General features: G+C 67.6%; 11 protein-coding genes and 1 tRNA gene. 9 read left to right on the forward strand and 3 right to left on the reverse strand.

Features of this window, described 5'->3' with window-relative positions:
• Nucleotides 1–22: 22 nt before the first annotated feature.
• Nucleotides 23–487 carry a GatB/YqeY domain-containing protein gene (locus AC3AGO_RS16700; protein ID WP_487821001.1) on the reverse strand — a complete coding sequence of 155 codons (465 nt, stop codon included), beginning with the start codon at nt 485–487 and terminating at the stop codon, nt 23–25.
• A 280-nt stretch (nt 488–767) separates the two neighbouring features.
• Here AC3AGO_RS16700 and AC3AGO_RS16705 point away from each other — a divergent pair, with 280 nt between their 5' ends.
• The 4 genes from AC3AGO_RS16705 to AC3AGO_RS16720 all read left to right on the forward strand — a co-directional run bounded on the left by AC3AGO_RS16705 (nt 768) and on the right by AC3AGO_RS16720 (nt 3,408).
• Nucleotides 768–1,697 carry a metallophosphoesterase gene (locus AC3AGO_RS16705; RefSeq protein WP_487821002.1) on the forward strand — a complete coding sequence of 310 codons (930 nt, stop codon included), beginning with the start codon at nt 768–770 and terminating at the stop codon, nt 1,695–1,697.
• 59 nt (nt 1,698–1,756) lie between these two features.
• A complete protein-coding gene (locus AC3AGO_RS16710) occupies nt 1,757–2,500 on the forward strand; it encodes a Pr6Pr family membrane protein (protein ID WP_487821003.1) in 744 nt (247 codons plus the stop codon).
• Between the two features lie 12 nt (nt 2,501–2,512).
• A tRNA-Pro gene (locus AC3AGO_RS16715) sits at nt 2,513–2,586 on the forward strand.
• Between the two features lie 333 nt (nt 2,587–2,919).
• Nucleotides 2,920–3,408, forward strand: a complete 489-nt coding sequence (locus AC3AGO_RS16720; RefSeq protein WP_487821004.1) for a hypothetical protein — start codon at nt 2,920–2,922, stop codon at nt 3,406–3,408.
• A gap of 317 nt (nt 3,409–3,725) precedes the next feature.
• Here the strand turns inward: AC3AGO_RS16720 and AC3AGO_RS16725 are convergent, their stop codons facing one another.
• Nucleotides 3,726–4,169, reverse strand: coding sequence for a hypothetical protein (locus tag AC3AGO_RS16725; protein WP_487821005.1), 444 nt, complete (start codon nt 4,167–4,169; stop codon nt 3,726–3,728).
• Nucleotides 4,170–4,373: 204 nt separating this feature from the next.
• Here AC3AGO_RS16725 and AC3AGO_RS16730 point away from each other — a divergent pair, with 204 nt between their 5' ends.
• Entirely contained in the window at nt 4,374–5,648 is a 1,275-nt protein-coding gene (locus AC3AGO_RS16730) for an NsdA family TPR-like regulatory protein (RefSeq protein ID WP_487821006.1), read from the forward strand.
• Here the strand turns inward: AC3AGO_RS16730 and AC3AGO_RS16735 are convergent.
• Nucleotides 5,629–6,288, reverse strand: coding sequence for an HAD family hydrolase (locus AC3AGO_RS16735; protein WP_487821007.1), 660 nt, complete (start codon nt 6,286–6,288; stop codon nt 5,629–5,631). The two genes, AC3AGO_RS16730 and AC3AGO_RS16735, sit on opposite strands and share 20 nt — an antisense overlap.
• 213 nt (nt 6,289–6,501) lie before the next feature.
• On the opposite strand from AC3AGO_RS16735, the gene AC3AGO_RS16740 reads away from it, so the two are divergent.
• From AC3AGO_RS16740 to AC3AGO_RS16755, 4 genes are all read left to right on the forward strand, one after another.
• The gene (locus AC3AGO_RS16740; protein WP_487821008.1) at nt 6,502–7,977 is read left to right on the forward strand and encodes an ATP-binding protein; all 1,476 of its coding nucleotides are present in this window, start codon (nt 6,502–6,504) and stop codon (nt 7,975–7,977) included.
• 250 nt (nt 7,978–8,227) lie between these two features.
• A complete protein-coding gene (locus AC3AGO_RS16745) occupies nt 8,228–10,804 on the forward strand; it encodes a Z1 domain-containing protein (protein ID WP_487821009.1) in 2,577 nt (858 codons plus the stop codon).
• The gene (locus AC3AGO_RS16750) at nt 10,801–11,808 is read left to right on the forward strand and encodes a PD-(D/E)XK motif protein (RefSeq protein ID WP_487821010.1); all 1,008 of its coding nucleotides are present in this window, start codon (nt 10,801–10,803) and stop codon (nt 11,806–11,808) included. The genes AC3AGO_RS16745 and AC3AGO_RS16750 overlap by 4 nt, the downstream gene beginning before the upstream one ends.
• A complete protein-coding gene (locus AC3AGO_RS16755; RefSeq protein ID WP_487821011.1) occupies nt 11,801–13,819 on the forward strand; it encodes an AIPR family protein in 2,019 nt (672 codons plus the stop codon). The genes AC3AGO_RS16750 and AC3AGO_RS16755 overlap by 8 nt, the downstream gene beginning before the upstream one ends.
• The last annotated feature ends 9 nt before the right edge of the window (nt 13,820–13,828 follow it).

Below are 13,828 nucleotides of genomic sequence, written 5' to 3' on the forward strand. Positions count from 1 at the left end.
GGCCGGCGGGGCCGGCCCAACGTCAGCCCGCCAGGCGCTTCTTGACCGCGGCGGCGACCCGGCCGCCCTCGGCGAGGCCGGCCACCCTCGGGTTCACCAGCTTCATCACGGCGCCCATGGCCCTCGGGCCCTCCGCGCCGTTCGCCTGCGCCTCCGCGACGGCCTCGGCGACGATCGCGTCCAGCTCCTCGTCCGTCAGCTGCTTCGGCAGGTAGCCGGCGAGGACCTCGCCCTCGGCGCGCTCCCGTTCGGCCTGCTCACTGCGCCCGGCGTCGCCGAACGCCTCGGCGGCCTCCTTCCGCTTCTTGGCCTCGCGCGCGAGCACCTTCTGCACCTCGTCGTCGGAGAGCTCGCGTGCGGCCTTGCCCGAGACCTCCTCGGTGGAGATCGCGGAGAGGGTCATCCGGAGGGTGGCGGAGCGCAGCTCGTCGCGCTCCTTGATCGCTGCGGTCAGGTCGTCCTGCAGCCGGGACTTGAGCGTGGTCATGCTGGCAAGGATGCCAGGCGGAGGGGTGGGCCGCCCACTTGGTTACCGCGGGCCCGCTCCCCGCGCGCACGCCGCACGCGCCCCGTACGTCCGCCCCGTACGCCCCGTACGCCCCGTGCCTCGGCAGGAGCACAACTCGCCGCTCCCACGGGCCGGTTCACGTACCGGCGCCGGGCGGCCCGCGGCCGGGCCGGGCGGACGGGCGCCGTCCGCCCGGTGGTGCGGGGGCCGTGGCGCCGACAGGGCGTGGTCCCGGCGCGGCGTCTGCGACGATGGGCGGATGCGCGCGCGTTACGGAGTACCTCTCGGGATCACGGCAGTCGGCGCGGCCTGCGTCGGATACGCGGCGGCCATCGAGCCCCGCGCCTTCCGGCTGCGGAGAGTGGAGGTGCCGGTGCTGCCCCGCGGCGCGCACCCGCTGCGTGTGCTGCAGGTCTCCGACATCCACATGGTCAGCGGGCAGAACAGGAAGCGGCGCTGGCTGCAGTCCCTCGCGGGACTGCGCCCCGACTTCGTGGTCAACACCGGCGACAACCTCTCGGACACCGAGGGCGTGCCCGAGGTGCTGGACGCGCTCGGCCCGCTGATGGAGTTCCCCGGCGCGTACGTCTTCGGCTCCAACGACTACTACGGGCCGATGCTCCGCAACCCCGCCCGCTACCTCCTGGAGAAGGCCAGCGGCCGGCACGGTCTGAACGGCAACGCGCCCGTGGTCGGCGCCGTCCACAACCCGTGGGAGGGCCTGCGCGACGCGTTCGACGCGGCCGGCTGGGCCAACCTCACCAACTCCCGCGGCCGGATCAAGCTCGACGGCGGCCGGGAGATCGCCCTCGCCGGGCTGGACGACCCGCACATCAAGCGCGACCGGTACGCCGAGATCGCCGGCGGCCCCGAGGGCGACGCCGACCTGCACCTCGCCGTGGTGCACGCCCCGTACCTGCGGGTGCTCGACGCCTTCACGGCGGACCGGTATCCGCTGATCCTCGCCGGGCACACCCACGGCGGCCAGCTCCGTGTCCCCTTCTACGGCGCGCTCGTCACCAACTGCGACATCGACACCGGCCGCGCCCGCGGCCTCTCCACCCACCGGGCCGGCGGCCACGGCTCCCACCTGCACGTCTCCGCGGGCTGCGGCGCCAACCGCTACACCCCCATGCGGTTCGCCTGCGCGCCCGAGGCGACGCTGCTCACCCTCACCCCGCGCGCGTAGTCCGCCAGTCCGCGGCGGGGGTGCGGGCGCCGCGCGTGCCCTGCTTCTAGCCTGAGCACGTGTCGCGCCCGTACCCCCGCACCGCACCCGCCCCCGGGGCGCGCCGTCCGTACGCCGCCGGCTTCCGCTGGCTCGTCGCGGCCGCCGCGCTCGCCGGACTGCTGACCGAGCTCTCCCTCGCTCCGAGCCCCGGGCGGCTGCTCAGCTTCTTCACGGTCCAGACGAACATCCTGGTCGCCGTCGTCCTCACGCTCTCCGGCCTGCGCGCGTGGCGCGGCCGGCGGCCGCTGCCGCCGCTCGTCACCGGCGGAACGCTCCTCTACATCCTGATCACCGGGCTGGTCTTCCACCTCGTCCTGGACAACGACTCCAGCGGTTTCTCCATGACCGGCGGCCTGGAACGGATGACGGGCGCCCGCGCCGCCGCCAGCCAACTCCTGCACACCGTCAGCCCGATCGGCGTCACCCTCGACTGGCTGCTGCTGACCGCGCCGGGCACGCTGCGCGGGCGGTACGCCCTCCAGTGGCTGGCCGGCCCCCTCGCGTACCTCGTCTTCGCGCTCGTCCGCGGCGCCCTCCTGCCGGCGGGCGAATCGTTCCGCTACACGTACCCGTTCCTCAACGTGGAGCAGCTCGGGTACGGCGGTGTCGCCGCCAACTCGGCAGTGCTGGGCGCCCTCTTCGCCCTGCTCGCCCTCCTGCTGATCACCTTCGACCACACCCGCCCCGGCCTCCCCGGAACCCGGCCCCGGACCCCCTCCGGGAACCGGATTTCGCATGAGGGCTCACCTGGGCTAAAGTAGTCGTCGTTGCTTCGGGGTGTAGCGCAGCTTGGCAGCGCGCTTCGTTCGGGACGAAGAGGTCGTGGGTTCAAATCCCGCCACCCCGACTGAAGGAACACAGGTCAGGGGCCTGATCCGCATCGCGGGTCAGGCCCCTGACTCGTTCCCGGGGCCGCCTTGGGAGCCGTTTGGGAGCCAACTCCGGGCACCGGCTCTCCGGCTGCTCCCAACGGGAGCGCTCCACCCTTATGCGCATCGCGTGCCGTGCAGCCCGAATGAGGTAGCTCGACACCCAACGTTCCCTGCCCCCACGCACCCTTTGATGCCAGGCCGAAGGTTCCACGACGCACAACCAGCAGATCCGGGAATGTCTGGTTTCCGCCGTCCTCTCCGACGAAAGCCTGAGAGAGGATCACAGGAAGGTTCAGCCCGGGGGCCACATGACCGACCAGTACAACCGCACCTGCGGGCGCCCGACCCGCTCCGGCAAACCCTGCAAGATCCGGATCTCAGGCTCGGACGTGGCGTGCAGCACGCATGCCACTGAGCAGGACAAAGTCGTGGCTGCAGCTCACCAACGCGGGTGGAGCGAAGGCTACAAGTCCGGGAACGAAAGCAGCGCGAGCTTCTCCAGATCCCGGATTGCACGGTTGGAACAACGCGTAAAAGAGCTTGAGGAGCAGCTGGACAGCACGAAGCGCGCGTACGAGATCAACGGCGCTCAGGTCGTGGAAGTGGGCGGATACGCCTACCGATGGCGCGGGAGCGCTCCCCTCGAGGTCGGCGACCAGGTGCTTCTGCCTGAAAACTACGTGAGCCGGATGAAGGACGGACCCGGCCCCACTGTCGGCGTGGTGACCAAGCTCGGTACCACCTACCGGGGTTCGCTGTCGGGCATCATCCGGCGGGCGCCAACAGCGAAAGAGTAGGACAAGGGGCACCGTCGATCAGCCCGTCACAGGCGTAACGCGTCGGAGAAACGCCCTCGGTGGGCGACGCACCTGCGTGCCGTGGCGGCGTTGTGGGGTCCGGACGCGCCTGGAGGGCAGGACATCAGGGGCGCCCGGACCGGTCTATGAGGCGGTGGGAGCATCAGGTGCCTCCACCGCAGGGGAGTTAGCCACAGGACCTTGGCTTCGCTCGTGGTCTGCGACCGAGACGAGACCTCCGAGGGCAAGGAATGAACCGAGGGCCCACACGAGGGCAAGGGCGTTGCCCAGCCGGTCACTTCCGTCGGCGCGAGTGCTCATCGGGCCTCCCCGTCCCCGGGCCGCGTCTGGGCGCCCGCGGGTTGGTGTTCAGGGCCCAGAAGTGTGGCGACGGCGTCCTCGACTGCTGCACGGAGCATGTCCCGGTCCGTGATCAGACGACCATCAACGGGGCAGATATGCCAGTGCGGCCCCGGCCCCTGAACGCGGTGCACAGGCGGCACCACGAGGTGCTGCTTCACCCCGAGGGGACGGGTCTCGGCCACCTCCCAGCCGGCTGCTTCGCCCGGGCGTAGGAACCAGTACAGGGCCGGCTCCCGCGGATCCTCGATCACCGCGCCGCTGCGCGGCCCGAGAATGCGCAGTGCGCACAACCCGATGCGACGGGGAACGCGGATGGCGTCCCAGTCGAAGCCCGCAGCCTGGAGCTGGCACTCGGCGATCGTTTGCAGGGCGGGTGGTTTGGTGGTGTCTGAGGTCATGAGGCACTGGCTCCTCGCCGCGCTGCACGCGCCGGGTCGTCTTCAGTGCTGCCATCCTGAATCCGCGAAACAGGCAATTCGAGGACTTTGAAGGGACGTCAAGAGGACTCTTGCAGGGCCTAGTTGGCGCCCATCGGGTATCAGCAGGCCGATAGGAGGTCCTACGGTGGCACCCTCGGGGACAACACCGTACGGAGGTAGCCCATGTCCCGCCCCGCAGGCAACGCCCGCCTCAAGTCCGCCCGAGTGGCCGCTGGTTACAACTCCCAGCAAGCCCTCGCCGATGCCATCACTCAGACCGCACCGCAACTCGGTATCCGGGGCCTGGCCGTCGGAGTACGTCAGGTCCGCCGCTGGGAGTCACCCACCCCGCCCTGGCCCCAGCCCGACATCCGGCGCGTACTCACCCAACTGCTCGGCCAGACCATGGAAGAGCTCGGCTTCACCCCGCCCTGGGGCGCAGACGAACCCACGCCCTCAGCCGTTCACGCTGCCCGCCAGCCGCGTCAGGGCTCCGCATCGGGTCTGGCGGTCGTCCCCGCCCAGACACCGGCCGCCGCGCAACCCGCAAGCGTGGGAAGGGACTTCGAAGCGGTCACCCGCGCCCACCGGCACATGTACTGGTCGGTCACACCCGCGACCTTGCACCCGGCCGTCCTGGAACACGCCCGGCTCGGCTGCTCACTCCTGCCGGAGACCGTCGACCCCGGCCGCCGCCGGCTCGCCGCGGCCCTGGCCGAGTCCTACCTACTCGCCGGACGTATCGAGTTCTTCGACCTCCGCCAACCCGACCAGGCCGGCGACACCCTCCTGCGCGCCCTCCAGGCAGCCAGCGAGGCCGACGACTCCCTCCTGGGTGCTGCGATCCTCGCCCACACTGCCTTCATCCCCGGCTGGGCCGGCGACCGGGACAATGCAACCGAGCGCATGGTCGCCGCCCGCACCTATGCTCGCCGCGGCCCGGCCTCCGCCGAGTTCTGGGCCTGGCTGGACGCCGTCGAGGCCGAATGCGAGACCCGCTGCGGACACCCCCGCACCGCCCTGCGCCTCCTCACCCACGCCGAAGACGTCATCACAGCCGGCGCCGAACACGCCTCCCCCGACTGGATGGACTGGTTCAGCCCCGTACGCCTCGCCGCCTTCAAGGGCAACACCCAACTCCAAGCCGGCCACCTGCCCCAAGCCCGCGAAACCCTCCGCCACGCGCTGGAGGACCTGCCCGCCGACCACAGCAAGCAGCGCAGCGTCATCCTCGGCGACCTCGCCGCCGTCGAAGCCGCCGACAGCAACGCCGAACACGCCTGCGCCTACGCCTTCCAGGCCCTCGACCAGCTCACCCGCACCTGGTACGCCACCGGCATGGACCGTATCCGCGAGGTGCGCCGCGCCCTCGCCCCCTGGCACAAGCAGCAGTGCGTGCGCGATCTCGATGACCGGCTCTACGACTGGGGCACCACCGTCAGCGCTCTGCAGCGTTGAACTTCCCCACCCGCTCGGGCAGTTCAGCCAGCGAGTCGATGCGCATGGTGGCGATGCGGTCCGCTTCCGGGTCGCGCTGCTGGATCGTCCCCCACGGCCCGCGCCGGATCAGCGCCGTCAGCAACCCCGCCTGGGCAGCAGGGCGGATGTCGTTATCCAGCCGGTCACCGACATACAGAATCTCACCGGGCTCGGCCGGAGTCGCCGCCACCACATGCTCGAAGAAGGCCACATCCGGCTTCGACGCCCCCCAGTCGTCACTGGTCGCGACCAAGTCAGCCGGCAGCTCCAGCCCGCGCAGCAACCCGCCCGCGCGCACGGTTTGGTTCCCCGCGATCCCGACCCACAGCCCGGCCTCGCGCAACGCCGTCAGAGCCGGCCGCACATCCGCATACAGATCGTCCTCACCGAACCACTCCGGCTGCCCGGCCTCGGCCCGCCGCGCCCGCTCCTCATCCAAGTCGAAGCCCGGCCGGAACACTTGGAAGGTCTCCCGGTAGTCCCGCCCCTGCGCGATGACCGCCCCGAACATCGCCGCGAAGGTATGCCGCGGCACCCCCAGCCAGTCCGCCCAGGTCCCGTACTCCCGGGTCTCATCCACCAGGCACTCACCAACATCGAACACCACAGCGCGAATCATGGACCGCAGAGTAAGACAGCGGGACGGCTGAGTCGAAGTCACTTACGCCAGACACGCCCCTTTCGATACCATGATCCGACCGGGGGATTTCGGCTGGCGCGGGGCGAGTTGCAGAGGACTCACCGCACGAAACCCGAGAAGTTCTGCCACATGTCGGCCCGCGGAGCACGCACACGAATCGACCGTAGGACCGACTGGGTACGGAGCGTGAAGATGGACTTCGATGTCGCCGCTCCTGATCCTGCCGGGATGGTCGCCTCGCTCAGCTCGCTCGGCTACTCGCTGCCTGCTGCCGTCGCCGACCTCGTCGACAACAGTGTCTCGGCAGAGGCCAAGAACATCGACGTTGACTTCACGTGGGACGGACAGAGTTCCTGGATCGCGGTGACGGACGACGGCAATGGGATGACGGAGCCCGAGCTGGTGACCGCCATGACGGTGGCGGCTCGCGGCCCGTCCACTGAGCGAAGCCGCACTGATCTCGGCCGTTTCGGTGTGGGGCTGAAGTCGGCTTCCTTTTCCCAGTGCCGCAAGCTCACAGTCGCTACGGTCCGGAACGGGGCCTGGAACGTTCGAACCTGGGACTTGGGCGTCGTGGAGCGCTACAAAGAATGGCGGCTTCTCCGCGACCCCGGCAGCACGGCCACGGTCCTCCTGGAACGTATCGCGGGAAGCATGGAACACGGAACCGTCGTCCTGTGGGAGCAGCTCACCGGCTATCACAACACCGCCGTGACCAATGACGACGACAAGACTCAGGTGCAGTTCTATACGGAGGCGGAGCGCACCGAGGCCCATCTCTCGATGGTCTTCGCGCGCTTCCTGCAACACCCGGCCCGGTGCAGGATCCGGGTCCGAGGCTCCGAACTCTCCCCATGGGACCCGTTCCTGGCCACCCATCCGTCGGTCCAGCAGATCCCAGAGGAGCCCCTGCAACTCGGACCGGAGCCGGTGCGCGTGAAGCCCTTCGTGCTTCCCACTGCACAACGTCTCTCGGAGACCGAGTACGAGTCGGCCGCCGGGCAGCGTGGATGGCTGGGGCAGCAGGGGTTCTACGTCTATCGCCGCGACCGCCTGATTTTGGCCGGTGGCTGGCTGGGCATCCGCGGCTTGCGGCGTGAGGAGAAGTACAACCTTGCGCGGATCGCTGTGGACATCCCCGCAGAGGCCGATGCTGACTGGGGAGTGGACGTGCGCAAGGCGAGTGTGATTCCCCCAGTCTCCTTGCGTCGTGACCTGGAGAGGATCGCCAAGTACACCCGTGAGGTGGCGTCCCGTTCCGCACGACAGCGTGGCCGGGTGGTGTCACGGACGCACGGTGACCCGCTGAAGTTCGCCTGGAACGTGAAGCGTTACGACGGCAGGATCGTGCTGCGTATTAACAAAAAACACCCCCTGGTGAAGGCAGCCCTGCACGATCAAGTCGGCAATCCGGACATCGTCCGCACAATGCTCCGCCTTCTTGAGGAGACCGTCCCCGTCACAGCGCTCCGTATGCTCCATGAGACCGACACGCTCGATGACCCCGAACCCTTCGGTGGTCCGGGGCCAGCGGCTCCGGAAACCGTCAACATCGCCCGCCAGGTGTACGAAGCACTCCTCGGACAGGGCCGGTCCCCCGAGGACGCCCGAGAGGTACTCAGCACCATGCAGCCCTTCGATGAGCAACAAGGCTTCTGGAACTCCTGACCCACCTTCCCGAACGACCCGGCCGCTGGAGGTCGCTGTGAGCACCGCCCCCGAAGACAGCCTCGAGAAGGCCGAGCAGACCGCGATACTGCTACTGCCAGGTGACCGGCAAGCAACGCCGGACGAGGTGGACTTCGCTGTGAACACCGCGGTCAGCATTCTCGCGGCCCAGGGGATCACCGTGGACCGGGCCCCAGTGCGGAAGAAGCTTGAGGCTCGGGCTTCCGTGTTCCAGGCTGGCTCCTCCGCAATGACGAACGATGAGGGCCACGTACCCTGGCTCGCCGACGCGAAGGCCGACCGGAAGTGGGAGTTCTGGGACCGCTACCGGCGCTATCTGCTGAGCGTCTCCAAGCTTCCGACACAGGTCGTGCGGCGGCTCGATCAGAGCACCGACGATGTTCTCGGTGAACTGGAAGACCCTCAGCGGGAAGGTACCTGGCGCCGGACCGGTCTCGTGATCGGACAGGTCCAGTCCGGCAAGACGGGGCAGTTCATCGGGCTCGCCGCGAAGGCAGCCGACGCCGGCTATCGGCTCATCGTGGTGTTCGCCGGAATCCACAACGACCTGCGTAGTCAAACCCAGCTCCGTATCGACGAGGGGCTCCTCGGGTTCGACACCCAGTACCAGTTCCGCTCGGACGACGACGCACATCGGCATATCGGTGTCGGCGCCATGTCGCACGACAAGCGCCTGAAGGCCGCATCGCTCACCACCAGCCACGAGAAAGGGGACTTCGCCCGGAAGACGGCGGTCTCCGCGAACGTGCCGGTGGGCAGTGTCCCGGTGGTCCTCGTGGTCAAGAAGAACCGTCGGATCATCGACAACCTGCGTGACTGGGTGATCGACAATCACGGCGTGGAAGACCCGGAGACTGGCCGGATGGTCGTTCCCGACCTCCCCTTGTTCGTCATCGACGATGAGGCCGACAACGCCGGGGTGAACACCTCCAAGGATCCCGACACCAACCCGTCGGCGATCAACAAGGCCATCAGGCGGCTGGTCAACAGCTTCACGAAGGCGTCCTACGTCGGCTACACCGCGACCCCCTTCGCGAACATCTACATCAACCCCGACACCGACCACGACGAGCTGGGCCCGGACCTCTTCCCGGAGAGCTTCATTCGCACCCTGCGGGCTCCGTCCAACTACCTCGGTCCCGAGCGTCTCTTCGGTCTGCAGACCGACGGCGACGAGGAGGACATCGCGCCGCTGCCGCTCATAAAGCACATCAAGGACACGGACCTCTGGGTGCCGGACAAGCACAAGTCCCACCTCCAAGTCCCCGACTTCCTGCCCGAGTCCCTGCAGCGCGCCATCCGGTCCTTCGTCTTGACCTGCGCGGCGCGTCGAGCACGGGGGCAGGTCGCCGTGCACAACTCCATGCTGGTGCACGTGACCCGCTTCACCGCCGTACAGCAGCAGGTCTGCGATCAGATCGATGCCCACGTACGTCTGCTCTTCGACGTTCTCCAGGACCGGTTCAGCAGTGCCCGCGAAGAACTCGAGGAAGAACTGCGGCAGCTGTGGGATGAGGACTTCGTCCCCTGTACCGAGGACATGACCGGGGACAGGCTCGACTGGGAGGACGTCGAACCCCACCTCCACGCCGCCCTCGCGAAGATCACCGTGATGGCCGTCAACGGTGCGGCGAAGGACGCCCTCCAGTACTACGAGCGCCGGGAGACTGGCCTGTCGGTCATCGCCGTCGGCGGCGAGAAGCTCTCCCGCGGTCTGACCCTCGAAGGGCTGTCGGTCAGCTATTACCTGCGTGCCTCCAAGACGTACGACACCCTGCTGCAGATGGGCCGCTGGTTCGGCTACCGCCCCCGCTACGAAGACCTGTGCCGGCTGTATACGACACGTACGCTGCAGCGCCAGTACGCGGAGATCACCGCGGCCACGGACGAACTCCGGCGCGATGTCGAGGAGATGTCCGCGGTGGGACTCACCCCCCGCGAGTACGGTCTCAAGGTCAGGACCTCGTCGCTCGGCCTCGGCATCACGGCCTCCAACAAGATGAGGCAGGGCACGCGTGTCCGTCTCAGCTACTCCGGTGAGCTTCCCGAGACGACCATTTTCGACCTCTCCGAGAAGGTGGTCCGCAACAACCACGAGCTTCTCGAGTCGTTCGTCGCACGCCTCGATGCGCTCTCCGCGGGGGAGGTGGATGCCAGGAGCGGGCACATCACCTGGCGTGGTGTCGCAGCCTCGGACGTCACCGAAGGTTTCCTCGACTCCTACCTCACCGACCGGCAGGCCCAGCGGGTTCGGCCGGCCTTCATCGCGGAGTACGTACGCCAGTGCGCCAAGCAGGGTGAGCTGGGCAACTGGACAATCCGCCTTGCCAGCCGACTGCCCGAGGGTGCGGCGGCCGAGATCGCGGGCCATTCCATCGGTCTCATCACGCGCAGCCACTCCAAGTCCTCGGAGGTCGTTCCCGGCCGCCACACGATCAAGCGCGTACTCAGCCCCGCCGACGAACTCTGCGACCTGACCGACGAGCAGAAGGGCCGTGCGCTGAAGGGCACGAAGGAGGCCGCGAAGGGGAAGCTCAACAGGAAGGGCGAACCGCTTGATCCGGACACCCCCCGCGGTCGGCCTCTGCGTCACCAGCGCCGCCCTGACCAGCCGTTGCTTTTGCTGTATCCCCTCAGCCCTGCCGAGGTGGCCAAGTCATCAGAGAACTCCGGGCCTGTCGCTCCGCTGGTCGGATTCGCCATCAGCTTCCCCTTCTCCCACCACCAGCTGAAGACCGAGTACGTAGTCAACGACATCTGGTTCCAGCAGGACATGGAGTTCGACGACTTCGAGGACGAAGAGTGATCGACGAGAGCATGTGGCAGGAGTTGGAGGCTCACCAGCAGACCCCGGGCAGGTCCACCCGGCGGCTCCATCCCGACTCCCCGCACGACATCCAGGTGGCGGTGACACACCCCGCCCTCCGGCGGATGCTGCTGCTCGGCACCGACGCCAGGACCGCCGACACCGTTCGTCAGGAGATCCACGAACTGCCAGCCACTCGTGGCCTGCAGCTGAACCTGTCGTCGGTGTCCGGCAACCACTATGAGCTCCAAGTCATGCTCACCGACGACGAACTGACCGAGGTGTTCACTCCGCTCGTCTTCGACATCGCGGACGTGGTGCGGAACGCACCGAACACGGAGACGGCGGCGGAGGCCGCGGTTCGTCGCTACGTCGGGTGGCAGCAGCTGCTGCGCTCCGTTTCACGCGAGGGCCTTTCCCGACAGGCACGGTGCGGTCTCTTCGGTGAACTCCACTTCCTTCTCGAATACGTACTTCCAGCTTTGGACCAGCACACGGCCGTCGGCTCCTGGACCGGTCCACGACAGACCAACCAGGACTTCCAGTTGCCTGGTGCAGCGGTCGAGGTGAAGGCGACTACTGCCCGCTCTCCCCGGACAGTCCAGATCGCGAGCGAGCGCCAGCTGGACTCGGCCGATGCTACGCCTCTCGCATTGGCCCACGTCGTCCTCGACGACCGGCAGCGGGGGCTCGGCCGGACCTTGAGTGCCTTGGTGGACGAGATACGGGTTCGTCTGACCTCACCCTCCGCCTCTCAGCGATTCGAGAGTCTGCTGATCCAGGCCGGCTATCTGCCGAGCCAGCGGGACCTGTACGACCACGACCGCTATTCCCTGCGCCGCAGCGAGTTCTGGACAGTAGGAGAGGGCTTCCCCCGGATCACCGAGGCCGAACTGCCGCCCGGGGTCGGCAACTGCACTTACACCATCGACGTTTCGGCGCTGAAGGACCACAGCGTGACGCCCGAGGCACTGGTCGATCTGATCCGAGGAACCCATGGCTGAGCACGACCTCCACGAGTACTCACGCGCGCTGGTCACCGACATTCAGGCGCTGGCGGACGCCGAGGACGGCTCGATCCCGAACACGTTTACCCAGCACGTATTCGAGATCCTCGAGGAAGCCGGAGTCGTCACCGACGCCGCGCTCGCGTACCACTCCTCCCGGGGACTGGAGATTTACGGCTACGGCCTGCCCGAGGACGGTTCGAGCCTCGACCTCTACACCACGGACTTCAACCTGACCCCTTTGAGCAGCAAGCTGACCAAGGTCGAGTCCGACAGGCTCTTCCGCAGGCTGTTCGCGTTCCTGGGAAAGCATGGAGCCATCCGCCCCAACCAGGAGGACAACACCGATGTTCACGACATGTGCGTCGGGGTGGAGAAGGCACTGTCGAACGTTCCGAAGGTCCGCCTCTTCCTACTCAGCAACCGGGTCAGCACGGCGAGTGCTCCAGAGCCCAGGGAGTTCGAGGGAATCCCCGTCACCCACGAGCTCTGGGACCTCGCGCGGCTCCACAGGCACGAGACTTCCGGGAGTATCGGCGAGCCCATCAAGGTGACCTTCGAGCGTCCCCTTCCCTGCCTGGCAGCTCACAGCAACGAGCCGAACTACTCGGTCGTCTTGGCCGTCATCCCCGGCCGGTGGCTGGCCGAGCTATACAAGGAACACCGGACCCGACTGCTGGAACTCAACGTCCGGTCCTTTCTGCAGACCCGCGGTGGGGTGAACAAGGGCATTCGAGACACGCTGCTGAACGACCCGGGCCGCTTCCTCGCCTACAACAACGGTGTGACCGCCACCGCCTCGGACGTAGATTTCGAGACCGACGAGGCTGGCAACCCCGTCGCCATCAGGAGCATGACCGGTCTCCAGATCGTGAACGGCGGCCAGACCACCGCTTCACTGCACCACGTCCTGACCCGCGACAAGCAGGACTTGGACGGGGTCCACGTGCAGATGAAGCTCACGATCGTCGACCCTGGGTTCCTGTCCGAGATCGTTCCGAGGATCTCCCAGTACTCCAACACCCAGAACAAGGTGACGTTGGTCGACTTCAGCTCGAACCACGAGTTCCACGTTGCCTTCGAGCGTGTCTCCCGCAGCCTGTGGGCCCCTGCTGCCGACGGCAGCGGCCAAGAGACGCGATGGTTCTACGAGCGGGCACGGGGCCAGTACACCGACAAATCCGCCGAATACGACACCCGCGCCGCCCAGCGCAAGTTCAAGCTGATCACCCCGACACGACAGCGATTCAGCAAGTCTGACCTGGCCACCTTCGTGCACTCCTGGGAGCAGCTTCCGTACTGGGTGAGCCGGGGAGCCCAGAAGAACTTCGCTCACTTCATGGAGCGAATCGAGAAGTCAGATCCCGTCGTCGACGGGCAGTACTGCAAGCGCGCCATCGCCACCGCCCTCCTTTTCCAAGCTGCCGACCGGATCGCCCGCACGCACTCGGCTGGCAGCCACAAACGGCTGATCACGACGTATACGGTCGCCCGGCTCTCGCTCGCTGCCGAAAAACGGATCGACCTCGACAGGATCTGGAACGAGCAAGGCACCACGGACGCCTTGAGGGATGCCCTCGACGAACTGTGCCCCTTGATTATGGAAACGGTGATTTCCAGCGACCGGCACGTGTCTGAATGGGCCAAGAAGCCCGACTGCTGGGACGAGGTATCCCGCATCTCGTGGATGCTCCCCAACACACTGGCCGCCGAGCTCACGACCGAGCCCTTCGAGATCGCCTCCCCGGAGAGCACCGAGTCCGATGAGGCCGAAGCCGCGGTCGAGGATGTCCCCAGTGAGGAGTGGCGGGCTCTAGCGGACTGGGCTCGCGAAGGCAGGTTCTTGCGCTCCGTCGACAGGCAGATCGCGGACCGAGTCGCACAGCGTCTGTCTCAGGGGCGGCGAGTCATCGGAGCCCAGGCCAGGCAGGCAATGGAGGTCCACGAGGAGGCCCTGCGGCAGGGGTTCCGTCCCGTGCCTACTGCGCTTGGCCACGAGGCGGAGTGACCTCGGCAG

Source organism: Streptomyces sp. BL1 (assembly GCF_057628045.1).

Excerpts from the sequence above, each read along its gene's own strand:
- AC3AGO_RS16700 (WP_487821001.1), bottom strand. The coding sequence starts at position 487 with ATGACCACGCTCAAGTCCCGGCTGCAGGACGACCTGACCGCAGCGATC.
- AC3AGO_RS16705 (WP_487821002.1), top strand. The coding sequence starts at position 768 with ATGCGCGCGCGTTACGGAGTACCTCTCGGGATCACGGCAGTCGGCGCG.
- AC3AGO_RS16720 (WP_487821004.1), top strand. The coding sequence starts at position 2,920 with ATGACCGACCAGTACAACCGCACCTGCGGGCGCCCGACCCGCTCCGGC.
- AC3AGO_RS16725 (WP_487821005.1), bottom strand. The coding sequence starts at position 4,169 with ATGACCTCAGACACCACCAAACCACCCGCCCTGCAAACGATCGCCGAG.
- AC3AGO_RS16730 (WP_487821006.1), top strand. The coding sequence starts at position 4,374 with ATGTCCCGCCCCGCAGGCAACGCCCGCCTCAAGTCCGCCCGAGTGGCC.
- AC3AGO_RS16735 (WP_487821007.1), bottom strand. The coding sequence starts at position 6,288 with ATGATTCGCGCTGTGGTGTTCGATGTTGGTGAGTGCCTGGTGGATGAG.
- AC3AGO_RS16740 (WP_487821008.1), top strand. The coding sequence starts at position 6,502 with ATGGACTTCGATGTCGCCGCTCCTGATCCTGCCGGGATGGTCGCCTCG.
- AC3AGO_RS16745 (WP_487821009.1), top strand. The coding sequence starts at position 8,228 with ATGACGAACGATGAGGGCCACGTACCCTGGCTCGCCGACGCGAAGGCC.
- AC3AGO_RS16755 (WP_487821011.1), top strand. The coding sequence starts at position 11,801 with ATGGCTGAGCACGACCTCCACGAGTACTCACGCGCGCTGGTCACCGAC.